The 22,096-nt window shown below is 73.7% G+C and carries 21 protein-coding genes; 11 read left to right on the top strand and 10 right to left on the bottom strand.

Features of this window, described 5'->3' with window-relative positions; all coding sequences use genetic code 11:
• Nucleotides 1-64 precede the first annotated feature (64 nt).
• The 3 genes from ACFYO5_RS21225 (at nucleotide 65) to ACFYO5_RS21215 (ending at nucleotide 3,383) form a co-directional block, all read left to right on the top strand.
• Nucleotides 65-1,720 carry a protein kinase gene (locus ACFYO5_RS21225; RefSeq protein ID WP_388710679.1) on the top strand — a complete coding sequence of 552 codons (1,656 nt, stop codon included), beginning with the start codon at nucleotides 65-67 and terminating at the stop codon, nucleotides 1,718-1,720.
• Nucleotides 1,717-2,385 (top strand): hypothetical protein, encoded by a 669-nt coding sequence (locus ACFYO5_RS21220; protein WP_388710677.1) that lies wholly within the window; start codon nucleotides 1,717-1,719, stop codon nucleotides 2,383-2,385. The genes ACFYO5_RS21225 and ACFYO5_RS21220 overlap by 4 nt, the downstream gene beginning before the upstream one ends.
• A 110-nt stretch (nucleotides 2,386-2,495) precedes the next feature.
• On the top strand, nucleotides 2,496-3,383 hold the full coding sequence (locus tag ACFYO5_RS21215; RefSeq protein WP_388710674.1) for an oxygenase MpaB family protein: 888 nt from the start codon (nucleotides 2,496-2,498) through the stop codon (nucleotides 3,381-3,383).
• Between the two features lie 399 nt (nucleotides 3,384-3,782).
• Here the strand turns inward: ACFYO5_RS21215 and ACFYO5_RS21210 are convergent, their stop codons facing one another.
• From ACFYO5_RS21210 to ACFYO5_RS21200, 3 genes are all read right to left on the bottom strand, one after another.
• Nucleotides 3,783-4,154 (bottom strand): hypothetical protein, encoded by a 372-nt coding sequence (locus ACFYO5_RS21210; RefSeq protein ID WP_356569818.1) that lies wholly within the window; start codon nucleotides 4,152-4,154, stop codon nucleotides 3,783-3,785.
• A 150-nt stretch (nucleotides 4,155-4,304) separates the two neighbouring features.
• On the bottom strand, nucleotides 4,305-6,212 hold the full coding sequence (gene htpG / locus ACFYO5_RS21205; protein ID WP_388710671.1) for a molecular chaperone HtpG: 1,908 nt from the start codon (nucleotides 6,210-6,212) through the stop codon (nucleotides 4,305-4,307).
• 89 nt (nucleotides 6,213-6,301) lie between these two features.
• Nucleotides 6,302-6,448, bottom strand: coding sequence for a hypothetical protein (locus ACFYO5_RS21200; RefSeq protein WP_356569814.1), 147 nt, complete (start codon nucleotides 6,446-6,448; stop codon nucleotides 6,302-6,304).
• Between the two features lie 402 nt (nucleotides 6,449-6,850).
• On the opposite strand from ACFYO5_RS21200, the gene ACFYO5_RS21195 reads away from it, so the two are divergent.
• The gene (locus ACFYO5_RS21195; protein WP_388710668.1) at nucleotides 6,851-7,255 is read left to right on the top strand and encodes a DUF4190 domain-containing protein; all 405 of its coding nucleotides are present in this window, start codon (nucleotides 6,851-6,853) and stop codon (nucleotides 7,253-7,255) included.
• 45 nt (nucleotides 7,256-7,300) lie between these two features.
• On the opposite strand, the gene ACFYO5_RS21190 is transcribed toward ACFYO5_RS21195, so the two are convergent.
• The 5 genes from ACFYO5_RS21190 to ACFYO5_RS21170 form a co-directional block, all read right to left on the bottom strand.
• A complete protein-coding gene (locus ACFYO5_RS21190) occupies nucleotides 7,301-7,768 on the bottom strand; it encodes an MSMEG_6728 family protein (RefSeq protein ID WP_388710665.1) in 468 nt (155 codons plus the stop codon).
• Between the two features lie 175 nt (nucleotides 7,769-7,943).
• The gene (locus ACFYO5_RS21185) at nucleotides 7,944-8,264 is read right to left on the bottom strand and encodes a DUF2795 domain-containing protein (RefSeq protein WP_388710662.1); all 321 of its coding nucleotides are present in this window, start codon (nucleotides 8,262-8,264) and stop codon (nucleotides 7,944-7,946) included.
• A gap of 77 nt (nucleotides 8,265-8,341) precedes the next feature.
• Nucleotides 8,342-8,527, bottom strand: a complete 186-nt coding sequence (locus tag ACFYO5_RS21180; protein ID WP_356569806.1) for a hypothetical protein — start codon at nucleotides 8,525-8,527, stop codon at nucleotides 8,342-8,344.
• Nucleotides 8,528-9,043: 516 nt separating this feature from the next.
• Nucleotides 9,044-9,367, bottom strand: a complete 324-nt coding sequence (locus ACFYO5_RS21175) for an alpha-amylase (protein WP_388710659.1) — start codon at nucleotides 9,365-9,367, stop codon at nucleotides 9,044-9,046.
• Between the two features lie 205 nt (nucleotides 9,368-9,572).
• On the bottom strand, nucleotides 9,573-9,752 hold the full coding sequence (locus tag ACFYO5_RS21170; protein WP_356569802.1) for a hypothetical protein: 180 nt from the start codon (nucleotides 9,750-9,752) through the stop codon (nucleotides 9,573-9,575).
• A gap of 860 nt (nucleotides 9,753-10,612) precedes the next feature.
• On the opposite strand from ACFYO5_RS21170, the gene ACFYO5_RS21165 reads away from it, so the two are divergent.
• Entirely contained in the window at nucleotides 10,613-10,984 is a 372-nt protein-coding gene (locus ACFYO5_RS21165; protein ID WP_388710656.1) for a transglycosylase family protein, read from the top strand.
• Nucleotides 10,985-11,001: 17 nt separating this feature from the next.
• Here ACFYO5_RS21165 and ACFYO5_RS21160 read toward each other — a convergent pair whose 3' ends face one another.
• On the bottom strand, nucleotides 11,002-13,485 hold the full coding sequence (locus ACFYO5_RS21160; RefSeq protein WP_388710653.1) for a SpoIIE family protein phosphatase: 2,484 nt from the start codon (nucleotides 13,483-13,485) through the stop codon (nucleotides 11,002-11,004).
• 833 nt (nucleotides 13,486-14,318) lie between these two features.
• Here ACFYO5_RS21160 and ACFYO5_RS21155 point away from each other — a divergent pair.
• From ACFYO5_RS21155 to ACFYO5_RS21130, 6 genes are all read left to right on the top strand, one after another.
• On the top strand, nucleotides 14,319-16,385 hold the full coding sequence (locus ACFYO5_RS21155) for a SpoIIE family protein phosphatase (RefSeq protein WP_388710650.1): 2,067 nt from the start codon (nucleotides 14,319-14,321) through the stop codon (nucleotides 16,383-16,385).
• Nucleotides 16,386-16,626: 241 nt separating this feature from the next.
• Nucleotides 16,627-16,815 (top strand): hypothetical protein, encoded by a 189-nt coding sequence (locus ACFYO5_RS21150; protein ID WP_356569798.1) that lies wholly within the window; start codon nucleotides 16,627-16,629, stop codon nucleotides 16,813-16,815.
• 23 nt (nucleotides 16,816-16,838) lie between these two features.
• Nucleotides 16,839-17,546, top strand: a complete 708-nt coding sequence (locus ACFYO5_RS21145) for a hypothetical protein (protein WP_356569796.1) — start codon at nucleotides 16,839-16,841, stop codon at nucleotides 17,544-17,546.
• 23 nt (nucleotides 17,547-17,569) lie between these two features.
• Nucleotides 17,570-18,553, top strand: a complete 984-nt coding sequence (locus ACFYO5_RS21140; RefSeq protein WP_388710646.1) for a DUF6895 family protein — start codon at nucleotides 17,570-17,572, stop codon at nucleotides 18,551-18,553.
• Complete coding sequence (locus ACFYO5_RS21135) at nucleotides 18,550-19,473, top strand: DUF6895 family protein (RefSeq protein ID WP_388710643.1); 924 nt, start codon at nucleotides 18,550-18,552, stop codon at nucleotides 19,471-19,473. The genes ACFYO5_RS21140 and ACFYO5_RS21135 overlap by 4 nt, the downstream gene beginning before the upstream one ends.
• A complete protein-coding gene (locus ACFYO5_RS21130; RefSeq protein ID WP_388710640.1) occupies nucleotides 19,470-20,558 on the top strand; it encodes a serine hydrolase domain-containing protein in 1,089 nt (362 codons plus the stop codon). The genes ACFYO5_RS21135 and ACFYO5_RS21130 overlap by 4 nt, the downstream gene beginning before the upstream one ends.
• Nucleotides 20,559-20,622: 64 nt before the next feature.
• Here ACFYO5_RS21130 and ACFYO5_RS21125 read toward each other — a convergent pair whose 3' ends face one another.
• A complete protein-coding gene (locus tag ACFYO5_RS21125) occupies nucleotides 20,623-21,996 on the bottom strand; it encodes an alpha-lytic protease prodomain-containing protein (RefSeq protein ID WP_388710637.1) in 1,374 nt (457 codons plus the stop codon).
• Nucleotides 21,997-22,096 lie beyond the last annotated feature (100 nt).

The following is a 22,096-nucleotide window of genomic DNA, read 5'->3' as shown; positions in this document are numbered from 1 at the left end:
CGTCCGCGTGGCCCGATGTGCCGGGCCACGGCACCGAGGGCGTACTGCGGGCTGGGGGACGGCGATGGACGCATGGGCTGTACCGGGGTACTCCGAGTCGCTGGAACTCGGGACCGGGGCGAGTGGGCGGGTCGTCCTGGCCGTCCACGAACCCACGGGCGTGCCGGTCGCCGTGAAGTACCTCAGCGAGTCGCTGCGGACGCGGCCGGGGTTCGTGCACGGGTTCCGTGCCGAGGCGGAGCTGCTCGCCGGGCTGCGCAGCCCGCACGTGGCCGGTCTCTACGAGTACGTCGAGGCGACGAACGGCGCCGCCATCGTGATGGAGCTGGTCGACGGCGTGTCCCTGCGGACCGCGCTGGCCCGGCAGGGCCCCTTGTCGCCGGAGGCCGCGCTGGTCGTCCTCAAGGGCTCGCTGCTCGGTCTCGCCGACGCCCACCGGGTCGGCGTGGTCCACCGGGACTACAAGCCGGAGAACGTGCTGGTCTCCCCCGAGGGCGTGTCCAAGCTGGTCGACTTCGGCATCGCGGTGGACGCCGGTGTGCGAGCCGGTGTGGCGGGGACGCCCGCCTACATGGCCCCGGAGCAGTGGACCGGCGCGCCGGCCTCGCCCGCCGGGGACGTGTACGCCGCCACGGCCACGTTCTTCGAGTGCCTGACGGGACGCCGTCCCTACGCGGGCGACAACCTGGGCGAACTGGCCCTGCGACACGTCGAGGGCCCGATCCCGGTCGAGGAGGTGCCCGAGGCGGTACGTCCGCTGGTCGGGCGGGGGCTGGCCAAGTCGCCGGAGCACCGGCCCTCGGACGCGGCGGCGTTCGTCGCGGAACTGGAGGGGATCGCCGTAGCGGCGTACGGGACGGAGTGGGAGGAGCGCGGGCGTGGTCGGCTGGCCGCGCTCGTCGCACTGCTCCTGTTCCTGCTGCCGACCGCCCGGCAGGCGCCGGACGCCGGCGCGGACACGGCTCGTACGGTGTTCACGCGGGGTGCCGGTCACGCCGGGCGCCGTCCGTGGCAACCCACCTGGCCGGGGGTCGCGGTGTCGGTGGCGGCCGTGCTCGTGGCGATCCTCGCGGCGCGAGGCGGCGGCGCGGACACCGTGGCCGGCTCCGGCCGGGCGGCCGACGTGCTGGCAACGACGACCGCCGTGCCGGCCCCGCCCACCGGCACGGCCCCGCCGAGCGCCGCGACGCCGTCGGCGACGGCTCCTTCCACGCCCCCCGCAGCCCCCGCCTCGTCCGGTGGCCCCGGTCCCTCGCCCGCGTCGCTCGCCCCTTTGCCCTCCGCCTCGCCCTCCGCCCCGGAGACCGCACCCGGCACGGGAACGACCAGCGGGGAGCCCACGGTGCCGGCCACCCCCACCGGAACCGCCGTCACCTCCGCTCCCCCGGGCCCGCCCGCGGTCGAGGAGGTCGCCGTGACCGGCTTCCGGCAGACCGGGCCCGGCACCGCGACGGCGACGATCACGGTCACGACCGACGGCACCGGTCCGGTGTCCGTCACCGTCGGCTGGTTCACGGGGGACAACCGCGGTCAGCCGGGGACCGGCGACGGGACACCGACGACGCGGCGGCTCGACGGCGCCACGCGGTACTCGTTCACCGTCGACCACCCCTTCCGGGGCACCGGCTGCTACTGGACGGTCCAGGCCGACACCGGCCCGGCCGCCGACGGCGGCGGCGCCTCCCAGCAGCTCCTGACCCGGCGGTGCGACCTCCGATGAGGACCCCCGAGAGCGGCCCGCCCGCACCCGACGCGCTCCCACCGGCGAGGCCCGACGCCGACGCGTACAGCGCGACCGTGCTGGCCAGTCACTGGGTTCAGCGGCCCGACCCCGACCCGGGGCCCACCCCCGGCCCGACCGTCGTGATCGACACGGCGGCCGCTCCCCCCGACGGGACCGTCCTGCGCTTCGGTCCCGGCGTGCCGGCGGCCCTGGCCCGGCACCCCCGTCCGACGCCCCCCACGCTCGTGGCCGCGCCGGCACCTCGGCGCCGGCCGCCCCGGCGGCACGCGCTGCCCGTGCTCGTGCTGGTCGCCGCCGTCCTGTTCCTGCTCTGGCGGCAGGACGCGGCAGCCGCGGTGGGCGTCCGCGACGTCTCCGTGACGGCCGCGCGCCGGACCCTGGGCTGTGACACGACCGCCGACGTCGTGGGAGTCGTCCGCACCGACGGCCGGCCCGGCACGCTCGCCTACCGGTGGGTCCGCAGCGACGGCACCACCTCCGCCGTACGGCACACCGCGGTCGCTCGGGGGCAGCGGCAGGTGCGGCTGCGGTTGCTGTGGACCTTCCAGGGGCCCGGTCGTCACGCGGCGGTGGCGGAGCTGCGGCTGCTGTCGCCCGAGCGGCGTTCGGCCGAGGTCCGGTTCGCCTACGACTGCTCCTGATCACCGTCCGGTGCCGCCGGCCCATCGCCTCGCACGCCCTCCTGGAGGTAGAAAGGAACGGACGTCGCAGGACTGCGCTTCCCGTCGTGCGAGAGGAGGCCGCGGCAGCCATGAGGACGATCGGAACGGGTGGCCCGAACCCGCGCGAGTGGCTGGGACAGGGCCTCTTCGCGCGCGTCGCCGGACCGGACGGCGTGCGGAACCGGGCCCGCATACACGGCACGCCCGGCCCGCGTTGGTTCGGACCCGAGCGTCCCGTCCGCCGGGTGCACGGCGACGCCTCGATGTTCGTCGGCGGGCTGTCCGCCCTGCTGCTCCAGTCGTTGCATCCGCTCGCCATGGCGGCCGTGGCCGCCCACTCGGGTTTCCGCGGCGACCCGTGGGGCCGCCTCCAGCGCACCAGCACCTTCCTCGCCACGACGACGTACGGCACCGCCGAGCACGCCCAGCGGGCCTGCGACCAGGTCCGGGCCGTCCATGAACGCGTGCGGGGAGTCACGCCGAGCGGCGAGCCGTACCGTGCGTCGGACCCGCACCTGTTGGCCTGGGTGCACGTCGCCGAGGTCGACAGCTTCCTCCGCGCCCATCAGCGCTACGGGCTGCGCCCGCTGTCGGACGAGGAGTGCGACGGGTACGTCGAGGACACGGCGCGGATCGCCGTCGCCCTCGGCATCCCCGATCCGCCGCGCAGCAGGGAGGCGCTCGCCGCGCGGCTGTCGGCGTACCGCCCGGAGTTGCGCGCCACGCCCGAGGCACGCGACACCGCCCGTTTCCTGCTGCTGAACCCGCCCGTCCCCCTCGTCGCCCGCCTGCCCTACGGCGTACTGGCCGCCAATGCCGTGTCCCTGCTCCCCGACTGGGCCGCCGGCGAGCTGCGCCTGCCCCGGTTCGCCGTGGTCGACAGTCTGTGCGTACGGCCGCTCGGCGCCGCCATGACGGCGGCGATCCGCTGGGCGATGGTGCCGACCCGGCGCGCGGTGCTCGCGCCGCCGGTCTGACGGGAGCGTGCCGGACGCGCCGCCGCCACCGCCGCTCAGGACCGGGAGTCGTCGCCCTCGACGGCCGGGCAGGTCACCGGTAGGCCCTCGATCGCGGTCCCGGCGGCGGAAATCCGGGCGCGCATCGCGCGGTCGCCTGCCGCCGGGAGGCGTGACGGCCGTCTCGGTCGGGGTCGCGGGGCTCGTCGCGGTCGCGGGGCGTCGCGGTCGCGGGGCGTCGGAGTCGCGGGGCGTCGGAGTCGCGGGGCGTCGGAGTCGCGGGGGTGCCGGGGCAGCCGCGGTCGACGCGGCCGTGCGGACGGCGTCGTCGCGGCGCGGTCGTGAACCACCCGTGCGGGGACGGGGAGTCGCGGTGCCGGGGGCTCGGAGCGGCTCGGGGCGCGCGCACCCCGAGCCGCCTCACGCCGCTCGTATGCGGTCCCGGACCGGGACCGGGCGGGCGGACCTGGAGGATATGCGGGTGGGGGTCTGGGCGGCGCGCAGCGGCCGGACCCGGTAGGTGGTCTTCGTGGGGTCGGTGAGGGGGTCGCCGAGGGTGATACGGCCGGCGGCCTGGAGTTCGTCGCACTCGGCCGTGGGAAGGGCCACATAGCAGCCGCCTCTGCCGGTGGTGGAGTCCAGCGGTCGCCAGTAGCTGTACCTGCGGCGGCCGTTGGCGTGCACGGTGACGAAGACCGGGGTGCGGGCGTCCGAGACGATGCGCAGGATGTCGGCCGTGGCCGGGGTGCGTGGCGCGTCGGTGGACTGCGGCCGGATCGCGGTGAGCGGCATCAGCGGTGACCTCTTTCAGGGCAGGGACTCGAGACCGCCTACCCCGTCAGGCCCGGAGTTGATCTCGCTTCCGCGCATTCTTCAGTACACCGCTGACAATTCGTCATGGGCGGCGCCCCCGGGCGCGGCGCCGCCCACCGGGCGGGCCTGCTACAGGGCGCGTTCCAGACGTTCCGCGAGGAGCTGCGTGAAGCGGGCGGGCTCCTTGGGCCGGCCTCCTTCGGCCAGTACGGCCAGACCGTGCAGGAGTTCGGCGTTCTCGGCGAGCGCGTCCCGGTCCGTCCGCTCGCGCAGGGCCCGGTTGAGGCTCTTCACGAGCGTGTGACCGGGGTTGAGTTCGAGGATGCGCTGGGCGCGGGGGACGTCCTGGCCCATCGCCCGGTAGAGGTTCTCCAGGGCCGGCGTCAGGTCGTTGGTGTCGGAGACCAGGCAGGCCGGGGAGACCGTGAGCCGGGAGGACAGCCGGACCTCCTTGATGTCCTCCCCGAGCTGCTCCTTCATCCAGGTGAGCAGTTCGGCGTACTCCTCGTTCTGCTTCTCCCTGCTCTCCTCGGGCTTCTCCTCGCCGTCGCCGTCGAGGGCGATCTCCCCCTTGGCGACGGACCGCAGCGGCTTGCCGTCGAACTCGGCGACCGCGTCGGTCCACACCTCGTCGACCGGGTCGGTCAGCAGCAGCACCTCGATGCCGCGGTCCCGGAAGGCCTCCATGTGCGGCGAGTTCTCGATGCTGTCGCGCGAGTCCCCGGTCATGTAGTAGACGGCGTCCTGCCCGTCCTTCATCCGCTCCACGTACTGCTTGAGCGTGGTCGGCTCGGAGGCGTCGTGGGTGGTGGCGAACGAGGAGACGGCGAGGAGGGCGTCGCGGTTCTCGGCGTCGGTCACCAGCCCCTCCTTCAGGACGGCGCCGAACTCCCGCCAGAACGTGGCGTACCGGTCCGGGGCGGCGGTCATCATGTCCTTCACGCAGGACAGGACCTTCTTGGCCAGCCGCCGATGCATCAGCTGGATGTGGCGGTCCTGCTGGAGGATCTCGCGGGACACGTTGAGCGAGAGGTCCTGGGCGTCGACCACGCCCTTCACGAACCGCAGGTACGGCGGGAGGAGCGCCTCGCAGTCGTCCATGATGAACACGCGCTTGACGTACAGCTGGACGCCGCGCTTGTAGCCCTGGGTGAACAGGTCGTGCGGGGCGTGCGAGGGGATGAACAGCAGCGCCTGGTACTCGAAGGTGCCCTCCGCCTGGAGCCGGACGGTCTCCAGGGGGTCCTGCCAGTCGTGGCTGATGTGCTTGTACAGCTCGTGGTATTCCTCGTCCTTCACCTCGTCGCGCGACCGGGCCCAGAGGGCCTTCATCGAGTTCAGCGTCTCGGGCTCGCGCGCGGCGCCGTCGTCGTCGCCCACCGGGGCCTGCGGGGCCATCCGGATCGGCCAGGTGATGAAGTCCGAGTACCGCTTGACGATCTCCCGCAGCTTCCAGGGCGAGGTGTAGTCGTGGAGCTGGTTCTCGGGGTCGGCGGGCTTGAGGTGGAGGGTGATCGTGGTGCCCTGCGGCGCCCCGTCGACCGTCTCCAGCGTGTAGGTGCCCTCACCGCGCGACGACCAGCGCGTGCCCTGGGCCTCGCCGGCCCGTCGGGTCACCAGGGTGACCTCGTCGGCCACCATGAAGCTGGAGTAGAAGCCGACGCCGAACTGTCCGATGAGGCCTTCGGCGCCGGCCGCGTCGTCGGCCTGCCGCAGCTGTTCGAGGAACTTCGCCGTGCCGGAGTTGGCGATCGTGCCGATCAGCTCCGCCACCTCGTCGTACGACATGCCGATGCCGTTGTCCCGCACGGTCAGGGTGCGGGCCTCGCCGTCGGCCTCGATGTCGATGTGCAGATCGGACACGTCGGCGTCCAACGTGTCGTCGCGCAGCGCCTCCAGGCGCAGCTTGTCCAACGCGTCCGAGGCGTTGGAGACGAGTTCACGCAGGAAGACATCCTTGTTCGAGTAGATCGAGTGGATCATCAGCTGGAGCAGCTGACGGGCCTCTACCCGGAACTCAAACGTTTCGGTCGGCATGATGGGTGACTACCTCTCCGTCCCAGGTCATCGGGAACTGACTGACGGCAGTCACTTTAGAACAGTCGGTCACCGGCGTGTCAGGCCGCCTACCGTCGCGTGCGCAGCCTGCTCAGCAGCCCGCGTGCCTGGGAACGCCGGCGCGGGTCGGAGGCGGTCCGGCGCACCTGCTCCACGGTGCGGCGGCCCTGGGGGCTCCGGGTGAACTCCTTGATGCGCTGGATGACAGTGGCCATCGTGGTCCTCCGGTCGGATCGGTGTCGGTTCCTCGTCCGCCTACCCCGCCGGGGACCGATCAGGCCGACGCGCCCCGAACGCCTGCGGTGCGCCCGGAGGTCGCGCGGAGGTGCGCGGAGGTTTCTGCGGATTTGGGACGTCCGGGGCACCGGGACGTCCGGAAACCGCCCGAGCGGTGCCGGCGCGCACTCGTCGGCCGAGGGGAGCGGCCGAGGGGTGCGGCCGAGCCCTGCTCGGTGGCGGGTGCCTCGCGCGGGTCGGCCGGGCCGTCGGCGAGGCGCCGTACGTCCTCGCGGGCATGGGCCGGGACGCGGAGGGCAACCGAGCTGCACCACCGTCCGCGGCTCCGCGGACGGCCACGCACGGCACCCGCGATCCACGCACCGGAGGGAGTCACCACCATGACCTCGGCCCACGACCCGTACGCCTACCCTCAGGCCGGCCACGGCACGGCGCCCGAGCACCGCAACGGATTCGGGATCGCCGCACTCGTGCTGGGCATCGTCGCCGTCGTGCTCTTCTGGACCGTCGTCGGCGGCATCGTCCTCGGACTGCTCGCCCTCGTCTTCGGCATCCTCGGACACCGCCGCGCCAGGCGTGGCATCGCCACCAACGGCGTCATGGCCATCATCGGCGCGGTGGTGGGCGCCCTCGGCCTGATCGGCTCGTCGGTCATCCTCGCCGCGGGCGTGTCGCTGCTCAACTCCGACGAGTTCAAGAACTACTCGGACTGCGTCCAGCACGCCGACACCCAGGCCGAACGCGAGCAGTGCGCGAAGGACTACGACCAGGACGTCGACAACTGACCCGACCGGCCCGGCGGCCGGTGGGCGGCGGCGCCTCACCTCAGGTCAGGACGTGCGGTCCGAGGTCGGCCACACATAGGGCAGGTCGTCGGGAACGTCCGGGAAGAGGTGGGCGTAGAAGACCGGGTCCTTGCGCACGAGCGCCGACCGGTGGCTGCGGTGGAACTCCCGGTCACCCAGCCACGGCGGCAGTTCACCGGCGGCGGCCAGCTCCCGCTGTGTGCGGACGCCGGCTGCCCCACGGCCCCCGGTGAAGTCGGTCATCAGGGAGGCGGCGCAGGTGTCGGCGCGTCCGGTCGCGGTCCACACCCCGCAGATCTCCAGGCCGTAACGGACCAGCGCCTCCTGGTAGCCGGTCCACATGCGGACCGCCGGATGGTGCCGCCACCCGTAGCCGGGGACGGTCAGTCCGCGCAGCACCTGGAGGGTCTCCACACGCTGCTTGCCGAGCCGGCGCGGATCGAGGGCCGCGGCGGACGCGGCGAAGTCTGCGTGCGGGAGGAAGGTCTGCATGGGCCGTCCCTCGCGGAGGAAGGGGGCCGTCGGCCGCGTGCTGGGGAGCGTACGGCCCACGGCCCGTCGGGTCAGCCGTCCTGGCCGGTTCGTCGGCCGGGCCGCGGTGGGCCCGGCCCGGCCGCGGTGGTCCCCGCACCGGCTCGTCCACCGGCCGGGGACCGGACAAGGCGGGTCAGCCCTCGTCGAGTTCTTCCTGGATCGGCGTCCGGGGAACGCTCCGGAGATGCCGCGACAAGCCCCGCCTGCCGCCCTCGCGGGCCTGATCGGCGCGCCGGGTCGTGGTGCGCCCGGGATCGGACTCCCGGTCCGTGCGGACCGACCGCGCCACGTCCCGCGGTGACGTGTACTCCTCCTGCGGCACCGCGCGCAGCGCCCTGACCACTTCCTCCGGGGCACCGGCCCCGCGGGCGGCCCCGACCAGCCGGTCCTTCCCCGCCGGGAAGCGGGCGCCCTTCAGCGAGTGCGGCACTTCGGGTACGTCGGTGTGGTCCATGACGGCTCTCCTTCCGCTCTGCTCGGCGCCGGGCCTCTCCGTCGGGCGCCGCGCCCGGTCCCACCGGGCACGCGACGCTACGAGCCCTCCGACCCCTCGGAACCCTTGTAGTCCTCGGAGCGGACCCCGGCCTCTTCCATCGCCTCGCGCATGGTGCGGCCCGTCGCCTCACCCGGACGGGAAGCGGCCCCGGTGTCGGCGCCCTCGCCGATCACCTCGTCGGTCGTGTCGGTCTTCTTCCGGTTCTCCTCCGGCACCGTCATCACAGTCGTCCTTTCCAGGGCCGTCGAACAGATCGCGAGCCGAGTACCCGATGCCCGCAACGCACACACACCCACTCCGACCAGGTCCGCTCGACTCTGGGGCAGAGGCTCCGATCGTTCCGTCGGCCGACGTCCACGCGCGGGTCCGGCGGCAGTCCGGCGCACATGATCTCCGCACCGCTCGTCATCGCCCTGGGCGTCGCCGTCATCCTCGGTGCCTCATCGCGGTGCCTCGGTGCCTCGGTGCCTCGGTGCTGAGGGTGCGCCGTGAGCCGCCGTTCTGGACGGTGCTGCTGGTCTGCCCGGCCGCCTCCCCCCCTCGGCGGCGCGCTGCTGCGACTGCCCGTGCCGGCCGACGCCGGACACTGAACTCCGGGTGAGTGGACGGCCCGGCCGGCCGTGGTCGGCGGGGGCACGGCACTCCTCGGCCTCGCTCTCGGCGGCGGACGACGCCGGGAGCCGGCCGGAAGCCGGGCGGGGCGCGATCCACGGGCTGAGCGCGCCCGCCCGGTGCGGTCAGGCGGTCGCGGGCAGGCAGCTGCCGAGGCCCAGGACGTCGTTCCCGCCGAAGCCGTATCCGGCGAAGGTGGCCACGTCGCGAGGTGCGAGGGTGCGGCACGGGGCCCACCGGCCGTCGGCGTACTCGACGGTCACGCTCACGGTGGTGTCGCAGTCGTTGACGACGATGGTGTAGCGGCGGTCGGCGTAGTGGTGCACGCAGTCGGGCGCGGATGTCCCGGGCGGGGCGGCGTCCGCGGCATGGGAGGCCACGGGGCTCGTCAGCAGGGCGGTCAGGGTGGCGGCGGCCGTGGCCGCGGCTTGCGCGAGAAGATGCGGCATGACTGTTCCTCAAGAGGTGAGGGGGTGCGGACGGATGGCGGTGGGGCGCACTGAGGCGCCATCCTCACGACTCCTCACCTCTTGCGCAAAGAGATGAAGCCATTTTCAGACGTCGTTCAACTATGAAGCGAAGCCGCTGCTCATCGCGGGCAGGACCCCTGCAACTCCTGTCGGCCGAACCGGTGCGGTGACCGGGGAAGGCGGGTCACTCGTGGCGGGGTCGCACGGCGAGGAAGTGCTGCGCGGGCAGGTTGCCGGCGGCGGACGGGGAGGGGATGACCGAGGCGAGATCGCGCTGGATGCGCTCGGCCTCGCCCCGCACCTGGGTCGGGATGTCGCCCCGTTCGGCGACGAGACGATGGAAGATCGGCGTTTCCTGGAACACGTAGGGACGTCACTTTCGGCAGACGGCGGTCACGACAGGGCCGGTTGGGCCGGTGGACAGGCACGGTCGATGAGGCGGGTCGACGCCGGTGTCGACCCCTGTCCACCGAGTCGGACCGGGTCACCGGACGCCGACTCGCTCCCACGCCGGTCGGGCAGGGGCCTGGACATCGTAGACGGGAGCAAGGGGGGACCTTCCGCCGCCCTCCCCCGGTCGGCGGTCGTCGCCGCGCGCGGCGCGGACGGCTTGTCGGCGTACGGCGAGGTGGTCGCCTCGGCGCCGTCCCGGCCTGCGCAGGCGGCCGCGAAGCGCCGGCGGCGCAGGCCGGGGGAGGGGTGCGCTCGCCTCCCGGTCCGGCGCTCCCGCGGTGTGCGCGGTCCGGCGTGTCCGCACGGCTGCCTCCCTACGGCGACCGAACGGCCGTTCCATGACATCGCCGAGGCCGACGGCCCACCTCGGCGTGCCGATGGCCGGCCGAGGTGGCCGAGGTAGCGGACGGCCGGACCGCCGAGGCAGCGGGGACGGCCGGACCGCAAGTAGCGGACGGCCGGACTGCCGCGGTGGCGGACGGCGGATCGCCCGCCGTAGCAGGCGGCCTGACGGCTACTCGTGTTTCCCGTGCCGCTCGCGCGGTGGACGGTCCGCGTCCAGCCGCAGCGTGCGGAATCTCCCGACCCGCCCCCCTCCACCCCAGCATCCGGCGCCCGCCCGCGGAGCCGGAGGAGCGCCGCTGCTCCGCCCACAGGGAGGGCGGGCGGGCCGATACGACTGACAGCGCGTCACCCGGACGGCCGCAGAAGGGACCGCGAACGGGCGTGACGCGGGGCGACGACCACATCATCCGTTTAATGTCACTTGTCATGTTTTCATTTCAGAAGCACATGATGCCGCGTCACGGGCGCGGATCGCTCCGGTCGGGCCGCTCGGCCCTGTGGCTCGGCCTGCCCGTCGCCGCCCTCCTCGCCGTCATGGCCCCCTCCGCCGGGGCGGCCCCGAGCATCCCGGCGGAGGCCGACTGGGATGCCATCGCACGCTGTGAATCCGGCGGCAACTGGCGGGCCAACACCGGCAACGGCCACTACGGCGGGCTCCAGTTCTCGCAGCGCAGCTGGGTGGCCGCCGGTGGACTCAGACACGCGCCGCGCGCCGACCTGGCGAGCAGGAAGTCGCAGATCGCCGTGGCCCGCCGGCTCGCGGCGATGCAGGGCATGAACGCCTGGGCGTGCGCGTAGGCCTCCCGCCGCTCCCGCTACGGGGGTGGCGGGAGTTCCAGCTCAGCCCAGATGATCTTTCCTTCGGCCGTGTAGCGCGCCCCCCAGCGATGGGCGAGCTGGGCGACGAGGAAGAGGCCCCGGCCCCCCTCGTCCGTGCTGCGGGCATGCCTCAGCCGGGGAGCCGTGCTGCTGGCGTCGGAGACCTCGCAGGTCAGCCGGGCGTCCCGGAGGAGGCGCAGGCGGATGGGTGGGGCGGCGTACCGGATCGCGTTGGTGACCAGTTCGCTCACCACGAGTTCGGTCGTCATCACGAGGTCCGCCAGGCCCCACGCCTCCACCTGGCGGGTCGCTCGGGCCCGTACGTCGGCGACGGCCGCCGGATCCACCGGTACTTCCCAGGAGGCGACGCGGTCGGCACCGAGCGCGTGGGTGCGGACCAGCAGCAGGGCGACGTCGTCGGGGCGGGGCACGGACACCAGTTGTCGTACGGCCGTCTCGCACAGCGTGCGCAGGTCGGCCTCGGGGTGGGCCAGCAGCTCGCCGAGTCGCGTCATGCCCTGTTCCATGTCGCGGTCGGTTCCCTCGACGAGACCGTCGGTGTACAGGCCCAGGAGGCTGTTCTCGGCGAGTTCGATCTCGGTGGTCTCGAAGCCCATGCCGCCCAGCCCGAGCGGCGGTCCGGCGCAGACCTCCGGGAAGGTGACCTGTCCGTCGGACGAGACGACGACGGGGGGCGGATGCCCGGCCCGGGCGAGCGAGCACCGGCGGGTGACGGGGTCGTAGACGGCGTAGAGGCAGGTGGCGCCGAGGAACGTGGCCGCGGTCGCGCGGGCCGCCTCGTCGTCGCCTCGCTCCGCGCTCAGCCGGAGCACGAGGTCGTCCAGGTGCGCCAGCAGTTCGTCGGGCGGCATCTCCATGTCGGCGAGGGTCTGTACGGCGGTGCGCAGCCGGCCCATCGTCGCCGCGGCGGTGATGCCGTGCCCCACCACGTCCCCGACCACCAGGCCCACCCGGGCCCCGGACAGGGGGATCACGTCGAACCAGTCGCCGCCCACGCCGTCCGTCGGGTCGGCCGGCAGATAGCCGGAGGCGACCTCCAGCGCCGAACCTCCGGTCAGGACGTCCGGCAGCAGGCTGCGCTGCAAGGTCACCGCGGCCGTGTGTTCGCGGGTGTAGCGGCGCGCGTTGTCGACGCACAGGGCTGCCCGCGCGACCAGTTCCCGGGCCAGCAGCACGTCGTCCGACTGGAAGGAGACGGGGTTGAGCGAGCGGATGAACGTGGTGAGTCCGAGGGCGGTGTCGCGCGCCCGCATCGGCACCGAGATCAGCGAGTGCAGTCCGAACTCCCGGATGCGCTCGGCCCGCGCGGGTTCCTGGGCCATCCACAGGCCGTCGGAGGGATCGAGGACCGGGATGAGGATCGGCTCCCCTCCGATGAGCAGGCCCATGTCGTGCGGCGGCGGGAGGAAGCCCACCCGGTCACCGATCCGCGCCACCGCCTCCGGGCAGCCCTCGCGCACCGATCGCAGGGCGGCACGGCGCATCACCGGCCTGGCGGGCGCCGGGCCCGCGTCGGTCAGCCACGCACCGTGGCCCTCGGTGCTGAGGACGGGCTCCAGGAGGTCGACGATGACGAAGTCCGCGAGGCGGGGTACGGCGAAGTCGGCGAGTTCCTGGGCCGTCCGCACCACGTCCAGGGTGGTGCCGACGCTGGTTCCGGCCTCGTTGACCATCGACAGCAGCCGGCGCGCGTTCCACCTCTCGGTGACGTCCAGGACCATGTAGCAGAGGCCCGTGACGCAGTCGTCGGAGCCCACCAGTGGGAAGAACGAGGTCGAGTAGGCGTGCTGCCGGTGGGGATCGGCCCAGCTCCACCCCATGTACTCGTAGTCGGTGACCGGGACGCCGGTCTCCAGGACCTTGCGCATCAGGCCCTCGAGGGTCTCCGCCTGGAGTCCGGGGAGCAGTTCGCTCAGCCGGCGCCCCAGCCGCTGCTCGCGGGGCACTCCGCCGAGGCGCTCCAGGGTGTCGTTCAGCCACGTGTAGCGCAGGTCCAGGTCCATCACCGCCATGCCGATCGGTGAGCGGGTCAGGAAACCGTCGACGACGGACTGGTCGACCGTCCAGTGCTGCCGTCGCTCGCGGGCCGAGAGCAGGAAGCACTCGTCCTGGCCGACGCGGAAGGAGGCGGAGACGCGCAGATCGACGTCGATCGACCGGCCGTCACGGTGACGTGCGCGGATGCGTCCGCTCCAGCCCATTCCGGCACGGCAGCGCTCGGCGACGCCGGCCACCCGCGCCGGGTCCGCGGGCATCGCCACCAACCGCGCGGCGGAGCCCCCGACCACCTCGCCCGCCGACCGGCCGAGCAGCGCTTCGGCACCCCGCGTCCAGCCCACGACGACGCCACCGGCGGTGACGACGGCCGCGGCGTCGGTGGACGCGTCGAGAAGGCTCTCGGCTCCCCCGGACGCCCGCCCACCCGAACGGTCACCGGACCCACCGGACCCACCGGACACCGATCCCTCGGGACGATCACCGGACCCACTGGACACCGGCCCCTCGGAACGATCACCGGACCCATCGGACACCGTCCCCTCGAAACGGTCGTCAGTTTCCCTGGTCACCGGCCCACCCGGACGTACACCAGGCCCCTCCGATGCCGGCCGCCCGAGACGATCACCGGACCCACCGGACCCACTGGCCCCACCGGACGCACCGGACGCACCGGACGCACCGGACACCGGGTCGCCGAGGCCCTCCCCCGGTTTCTCCCCCGGACCGCCGGACACCGACTCGCCGGAGACGCCGTCCGACGCCCGGCGCGGCAACCCCCTCGGGACATCCCCCGACCCACCGAGCACCGGACCACGAGGAACACCGTCGAGCCGGCCGGGCGCCGGCCCGCCAGGGCGGTCGTCGGATTGGCCGGGCACCGGTCCGCAAGGCGCGTCACCGGACCTGCCGGGCACCGGCCCGCCGGACGCGTCACCCACTTCGCCGGGCGCCCGCCCACCGGACGCGTCAGCCACTTCGCCGGGCACCGGCCCTCCGAGCGCGTCGGGGGCGTCGGGGGCGTCGGGCGTCGGACCGTCGGGAGTACGTCCAGCAGGTTCCATGGCAGCCATCCTCTTCACGACCATGGTCCTGCTTGTCCGCCCGATACGCACGGCACCGGCCGGACCGGGTGCCGGCATCGGCGGCAGCCTCGGCCTCGGCCTCGGCCTCGGCGGCCCGGCTTCCGGGATCTGCCGCGGGGAGGCAGCATGGAAGTGCCGGTGCCCGCGATCGGATCTGCGGCGGTACCGGCCGTCGCCGCTGCGTTCAGCCGACCGGTGGAGGAGGCCCAGGGATGACGACCGAGTCCTTCCGGTCCGACAGCGACCCGTACGGTTCCGAGCAGCCCCGCACCACCGGCCTGCTGGACATGCTGAGCGTGGCCGCGGTGGTACTCGACGCCGAGGGACGCATCGTCTTCTGGACGCCGCAGGCCGAGGAGCTGTTCGGCTACACCCCGGCGGAGGCCCTGGGGTCGTACGCGGCGCGGCTGTTCGTCGACCCGGCGAACCTCCAGGCCGTCGTCCGGCTGTTCACGGAGGTGCTGGAGACCGGGCGCGGCTGGGCGGGCGCGTTCCCCGTGCGGCACAAGGACGGCAGCAGTCGCCTGGTGGAGTTCCGCAACATCCGGCTCCAGGACGACCTGGGGGACGTCTACGCCCTGGGCATCGTGGCCGACCACCACCTGCTCCAGCGGGTGGAGACGGACCTCGCGCTGTGCGAGCGGCTCATCAACCAGTCCCCGATCGGTCTGGCCCTCGTGGACACCGACCTGCGGTATCTGCTCGTCAACCCGGCGCTGGAGCGCATCGACGGCATCCCCGCCGAGGATCACGTCGACCGTCGGCTGCGGGAGGCGCTGCCCCTGCCCGACATCGACACGATCGAGTCCGCGCTGCGCCAGGTGATCGCCACCGGCACACCGTTGCTCGACCAGTTCCACGTGGGCCGTACTCCGGCCGACCCGGACCAGGAGCATGCCTGGTCGCTGTCGTTCTACCGGCTGGAGGACCCGGGCGGCAGGGTCCTCGGCGCGGCCCTCTCGCTCGTCGACGTCACCGAGCGCCACCGTGCGGCCGCCGAGGCCGACCGGGCCCGCAGGCGTCTGGCCCTCATCGCCGAGGCCTCCACGCGGGTGGGCACCACGCTGGAGGTGGAGCAGACCGCCCGGGAGCTGGCCGAGATCGCCACCCCGCAGCTCGCCGACGTGGTCGCCGTCGACATCCTCGACTCGGCGCTGGCCTGCCGCCGCAGACGCCGGCCGGACAACGGGCCGGAACTCTTCCGCGCCCTCGCGCTCAAGGCCTCCCACCCGACCGTGGCGGAGCGCGCCGCCGACCCTCCCGGTGACCTCAGCACGTACGAGGGCGACCGACTGGTCACCCTGTGCGTGCACAGCGCGCGGCCGGTCCTGGTGCGCCACGTCGGCGAGCGCGACCTGCCGCGCATCGCCCGCAGCCCCGAGGCCGCCGCGCTCCTCGCCCGCGCTGGTGTGCACTCCTACCTGGCCGTGCCGCTGATCGCGCACGGGGAGGTGCTGGGCGCGCTGGACCTGAAGCGCACCCGCAATCCGCTCCCGTTCGACGAGGACGACGTCATCCTCGCCGGTGAGCTGGCCGGCCGCGCCGCCGTGGCGATCGACAACGCCCGCTGGTTCCAGAGCGTGCGCAACACCGCCCTCACCCTCCAGCGCAGCCTGCTGCCCGATCATCCGCCCCGGCATCCCGGCCTGGAGCTGGCCTCGCGCTACCAGCCCGCCCAGGCCACCAGCGAGGTGGGCGGCGACTGGTACGACGTCATCCCGCTGACCGACGACAAGACCGCGCTGGTCGTCGGCGACGTGATGGGCAACGGCATCGACGCCGCCGCCACCATGGGCCGGCTGCGCACCGCCACCTGCGCCTACGCGGACCTCGAACTCGATCCCGGCTCCGTCCTCCAGCACCTCGACAAGATCACCCGCGGTCTGGAGCACTACATCGTCACCTGTCTGTACGCCGTGTACGACCCGCGTACGCGCCGGCTCCGGATCGCCAACGCGGGCCACATGCCGCCCGCGCTGGCCGGTCCGGGCCACGAGCCCCGGCTGCTCGAACTGCCCACCGGCGCCCCGCTGGGTGTCGGCGGCGTCCCCTTCGAGACCACCACGACCGACCTGGTCGCCGGCGACCTGCTGGTGCTCTACACGGACGGCCTCGTGGAGACCCGCCACCACTCCATCGACGACCGGCTGAACGTACTGCTCGGCTTCCTCGACGAGCCGCAGCGGCCCTTGGAGGAGATCTGCGACCTCCTGCTGTACGGGCTGCGCCACCCGGAGGACCACGACGACGTCGCCCTTCTCGTCGCCCGGACCGTGTAGGTGAGGCGTGGTCAGGCGGCCTCCAGCGGCCTTCACTCGCCGATCGATGGCATATGACGGATGGGTAGACCAGGCCGTTTGGGCAGGCCCTTCGAGCCGCGCTCAACCACCCGTCGCCTCAAGGCACAAGATATTGAAGAAGTTACTTTTGGTACTTATGGGATTTTTTGCATCATTCGCCCCATTCGGTCAACTCGACCGAGGAAGCCATTCGGTTCCAGAACCAGAGGAGATGGTGGGCATGGCATCCACCGAGAACCGTATCGACGAGCTGACCGGCCTGCGTGCCGACGAACTCGAAGCAGTGCTCGACCCCGCCGAGGCGGACGGGATCTTCCGCGACAGCAGGGAGTGCGGCACCCTTGCGCTCAACTCCGGATCGGGCACGCTGCTGCTGTCCCCGCCGACCCCGCGTCCCAAGAAGCCCTGACCCGGGAGCGACAGGAGCAGGCAATGGAGCAGTCAGGCACTTCACCCCTTCTGCTGGGTACGGTGCAGGACCTCGCTGCCGGTGTGGTCTCCGCCCTTCGTGGCGGGGACCACACCCCGTCGGCGGGCCGCGCGGCCGTCGACGACGGCGCCGAGCAACTCCTGCTGGCGGCAGTGCGCGTGACGGGAGCCGACCTGCTCCTGCCGAACGTGCTGCTGCGCACCCGGCCCGACGAAGCGGAACTCACCGTGTTCCGCAAGGCCGTGGCCGCCTTCCCGCCCCGCCCGGACACCGCCCCGGCCATCCGCTGGAGCCACTGGGCCATGACCCGCACGCTGCGCGGATTCGAACCGCCCGGCCCGCAGGGGTACGGCGGTGACGGCCCGCCGGAACCGGACGCCACCTGGCTCGACGACGCGCCCTGGCAGACCCTGACCCATCGACTCGCGGTCCTGGCCCCGCTCGCGGTGCCCGACGTGGACTGCGCCGTGACCCGCGCCGCCCGCCGCCGGCCCGTGGACGTCGCCCGGGGATTCGTCCGGGCGGTACGCCGCAGGGACTGGCAGCAGGCCGCCGGAGCGGGGCGTTGGCTGACGCTGCTGGACGGGGTGCCCCCGGCCCTCGGACTGGAAGCCGGGCTGGACTTCGTGGAGTTGATGGGCGACACCGATCCGCGCGTCACGCTCCAGGTGCAGGCGGCCCGGACGATGCGGACCGGGGTGTTCGTGTGAGGCCGGACGACGGGAGCGTGGCCATGCGGCAGGTGGGCGCCCATGTCCGTACCGCCCGGCGCGTGCAGGAGGACGCCTTCGCCTGGTTGTCCGCGCACCGCGAGGGCTTCGCGCTCGGCGCGGACGCCCTGGCACCGGACGGGACCGTGAACGGCAGTTGGAAACCCCTGGGCGAACTGGCCCTGGTCTGCACGAGCGTCTCCCGGTGCACCCCGCCCTCCGATCCTCTGCACGCGCCCGTGCGCGACCTCCTCGACTACGCCTGGCGCCAGACTGGGCAGGGCGAACTCCTCGCGCGCCTACAGCGGTTGGAGCCCTTCGCCACCTACCCCCTGGAGGTGTACGCCGCGTTCGCCTCGGCGGGTCTGCGACACGCGGAGTACGAGGCGGCGGCCGCCACGGTGGCCCGCTCGCGCGGCTGGCGGCTCGCCGAACAGGACCCGACCCGGCGCCTCGGCGTGCTCGCCGCGGAGCGGCGCATCGGCGTCCTCCGCCCCGAGGACGTCCCCGGGTCGCTGGGCCGCACCTGGCTGGGCGGGCTCCCGGAACCCTGGACGTTCGAGCGGTTCTCCGGATACGCGCTCACCCACGTGGTGTTCCACCTGACCGACTGGGGCCGGGACCCGGCCGGCCTCCCGGCGGAGCTGAGGACGTATCTGGCCGACTGGCTCCCGGCCTGGCTGGACACCTGCCTCGAAGCCGGGATGTGGGACCTGAGCTGCGAGTTGCTCGCGGTGGCGGCGAATCTGCCGCAGCCCCTCGACCCGGTCTCGGCGGGCGACGCCTGGGACCGGATCGCGGCGGCCCGGCACGCCACCGGCGCGCTCCGCGAGGAACGTCCGCCCGGCCCGGCATCGGCCACGGCGACCGAGTACGAGCCGGACTTCGCCCACTGCTACCACTCCACGCTGATGGCCGCCTTCGCCGCGGCCCTGACCGCCGCACAGCACCGGGCGGACGACGGCACGACCGGCCCGTACGACGGCCTGGAAGGAGCCCTGCGATGACCGACACCCGACTGATCCACACCGTCGGTGTCCGCGCCCTGGAGTGGCTGTGGTCCCATCGCGAGGGCTTCCGTCTGGAACCGGACGTGGATCCCGAGGTGGGCTTCCTGGAGCGGCTCAAGCCGGTCGGCGAACTCGCCGTGGTCTGCAAGGTGTTGTTCCGCGAGGGCGTGGCCGGGGCACGCCAGGCCGACCTGGTGCGCAGGCTGCTCGACCACGCCTGGCGGGAGACGCTCGACGGCGGTGCCATGCTGGTGCGGGCCCAGCGCATCGAACCGATCTCGCCCATCCCGTTCGAGGTGTACCTGCCGTTCAGGGAACTGGGCCACAGCCGGCCCGACATCGAGCGCGCCGCCGTCCTGAACCACCGCATCGACAGCTGGTCGGCGTCCGAGAGGACCCCGACCCGGCAGCTGGGCCTGTCCGCGTTCCAGCGGCGCTTCGGGCTGTCCCCCCGCCCGCCCGAGGCCGACGCCTTCGCCGGGACCTGGCTGGCCCGCACCCCGGAACCGTGGACGGTGGACGGGCACATCGCCTACGACATCACGCACGCGGTGTTCCATCTGACCGACTGGGGCGAGAACCCCGCCGGACTGCCGCCCCGCATCGCCGACTACCTGGGCGACTGGCTGCCGGTGTGGCTCGACGACTGGCTGGACCTGCGACGCTGGGACCTGCTGGGCGAACTGCTGGTCGTCGACGCCTGCCTGCCGCGGCCCACCCTCGACGAGCGGGCCTGGGCGGGGTTCGCGGCGGCACAGCAGGCCGACGGCGCGATGCCCGCACTGCGTTCGATGCCCGACGGCGACCGCGACCAGGTCTTCGACGCCGTCTACCACCCGACGCTGGTCGCCGCCTTCGCCTCGGCGCTGGCCACCTCGCGCGCCCTGTCCGAGCTGGCGCACACCGCCGCGTCATGACCGCCGGCACCGCGCTCTGGCCGGGCGTCCCCGAGGACGACGTCGTCCACGCGCCCGGGGAGCCGTCTGCGCGCGGCCGGTCGGACGGCCCGGACTGGTCGGAGCGGCTGGCCGAGGCGGTGGAGAGCGCGGACGCGCCCGACGTCGTCCTCGCGGTCTCCCGGTACGGCCGCCGCATCCTGCTCTGCGGGGGCACGGCACCGGCGCCCGCCGTGCCCCGCGCCGAACTGCGCTACGAACTGGGCTCGGCCACCAAGACGTTCACGGCACTCATGCTCGCCCGGCTGATCCGGCGCGGGCCGCTGACCGGCGGCGAACCGGCCCTCACCTGCCTGCGTCCGGACCGCGCGCCGGGCACGGCTCCCGTGACGCTGGCGCATCTCATCACCCACACCTCGGGACTGCCCGCCCTGCCCGCCGACTTCTTCGTCCGGGCGCTGCCGGCCTGGCGCACCAACCCCTACGCCCGGTACCCGGGTCCACGCGTGGTCGACACCTTCCTGCGGCACCGGCCACGGCACCGGCCCGGCACCCGTTGGCGCTACTCCAACTTCGGTGTGGCGGTGCTGGGCCACGCGGTCGGCGCGGTCACCCGTACGCCGTGGGAGGAACTCCTCGCCGAACACGTCCTGGATCCGCTGGCGCTGGCCTCGACGGGTGCGTGGCCGCGCGCCGGCGGCGACGCCGTCGGGCACGCCGGGGACGGCCGCGCACCCGTGCCGCCCTTCGACGCGGGCGGCTTCCGGTCGGCCGGTGCCGTCCGGGCCACTCCGCACGACCTGCTCACCTTCCTGGAAGCCCATCTCGACCCGCTGCGGGCCCCGATCGCCGACGCGCTGCTGTCGGTGCGCACTCCCGTCCTGCGACGCGGCCTGGACCACCGGCATGTGCACACGGTGGGCTGGTTCCGGCACCCCACGGAGCGGGGGCCGATGTACTTCCACAGCGGGGCGACACTGGGCCAGCAGGCGTTCCTGGGGTTCCGGCCCGACACGGGCACGGCGCTGGTGGCGCTGTGCACCCGCCGGTTCCGGGCCCGCGACCCGTTCATGGCCACCGCCTACGCGCTCCTCGCGGAGGGATGAGACGGGCGGGCCCCGGCGGCGGAACGGAAACCGTTCCGCCGCCGGGGCCCGCGTACTCCAGCGGTCAGGAGCGCTGCCAGAGGGCCGGGGCCGCCTCCGGCGACCCCGCGCCCTGCGCCTGGTGGTTCTGGAGGCACAGGTAGTCGACGCCGGCGAAGGAGACGGACTCCCCCACCTCGTAGACCCGTCCGGGCGCCCAGGTGTCGGTGCTGGTCCCCTGCGGCGGGGCGGGGGTGACGGTTTCGCCCGCGGTCTTCAGGGTCAGCCCGAACTCGTCGAGGAGCGCGTTGACCGGCTGGAAGAAGGTGGTGCCGCCGCTGGTGCAGTCCCCCGAGCCGCCCGAGGTGACGCCCTGGGCCTGCGTCCCGGCCACGAACGGCCCTCCGGAGTCGCCGGGTTCGGCGCACACCGTCGTACGGGACAGGCCGTCGACGGTGCCCTCGGCGTAGGTGACGCTCACGTCGTACTGCTCGACCGTGCCGCAGTGCCAGCCGCTCGTCGAACCGGAGCGGCACACCGACGCGCCCACGAGCGCCTGGACCGAGCCGGAGACCTGGACCTTGGTGTCTCCCTCCCCCTTCACGTCGGCGGTGGCGGTCCAGTTGTCGTTGACGCCCACCCAGGCCATGTCCTTGCCCGGGAAGACGGACGCCTGGAACGATCCCTGGTCGGTCTCGTCGAAGCCGGCCGTCGTGGCCCCCGCCTTGCCGCAGTGGCCGGCCGTGGCGAACCCCTGCTGCTCGGCCTTGGTGACGGAGAAGCCCACGGAGCAGCGGGCGGTGCCGTCGATGTAGTAGGCGTCCCCGCCGACGATGTCCGCCTTCAGGAGCGGGCGCTCGGCCGACACCCGAACGCCCAGCCCCTTGCCCTGGGCGCCGGCCGCCTCGATGAAGGCGTCGGCGGCCGACCGGCTGGTCGCCTGGACCACGACGCGGTTCGCCCTGACGTCGACGTACCAGACGGGTGTCTGCGCGGTCCGGATGCGGCCGGCCGCCTCGTCGAGGTCCTCCTTGAGGGCGCGCAGGCCGCTGAGGGATGTGGTGACGACGGCGGCCTGGGCGCCCTCGGCGCGGATGGCGGGCACGTCGGCCGCGTCGGTGGTGGCGACCGTGAGGCCGGCGGAGGTCCTGCCGGTCACCCACGCCCCGGCGAAGCGTTCGCCCAGTGCGTTGTGCAGCCGGCCGGCCCGGGGGCCCGCCTCCGCCTCGTTGGCCAGGCGCGTCCTGGCCTGCTCGGCCGTCAGGCGCAGGTCGCGCTGGAGGGCGCTGAGCACCGCCTGCGGGGCTTCCTCGGCGCCGACGGTGCGGGCGGCGGCGGGGCCGGGCGGCGCGGGGTGCGGCGGCCCGGCGGCCGCCACCGCGGGGACGGCCGCCAGGACGAGGGTGCTGACAGCGGTCAGGGCGGCGCGGCGTCGGCCGGCGGCAGGTCTGGCAACCATGCGGGGTGTCTCCTCGGGTCAGGGGCGGATGACGCGAGGCTTTGCCCGTGACGTGTGAAGAGATGCCGGAAACCGCAGGGTTTAGCGGCTTCGGGGGACG

Source organism: Streptomyces sp. NPDC006259, assembly GCF_042870975.1.
In the GTDB taxonomy this organism is placed as follows: domain Bacteria; phylum Actinomycetota; class Actinomycetes; order Streptomycetales; family Streptomycetaceae; genus Streptomyces.
This window is presented reverse-complemented; position numbering and strand designations above follow the sequence as displayed.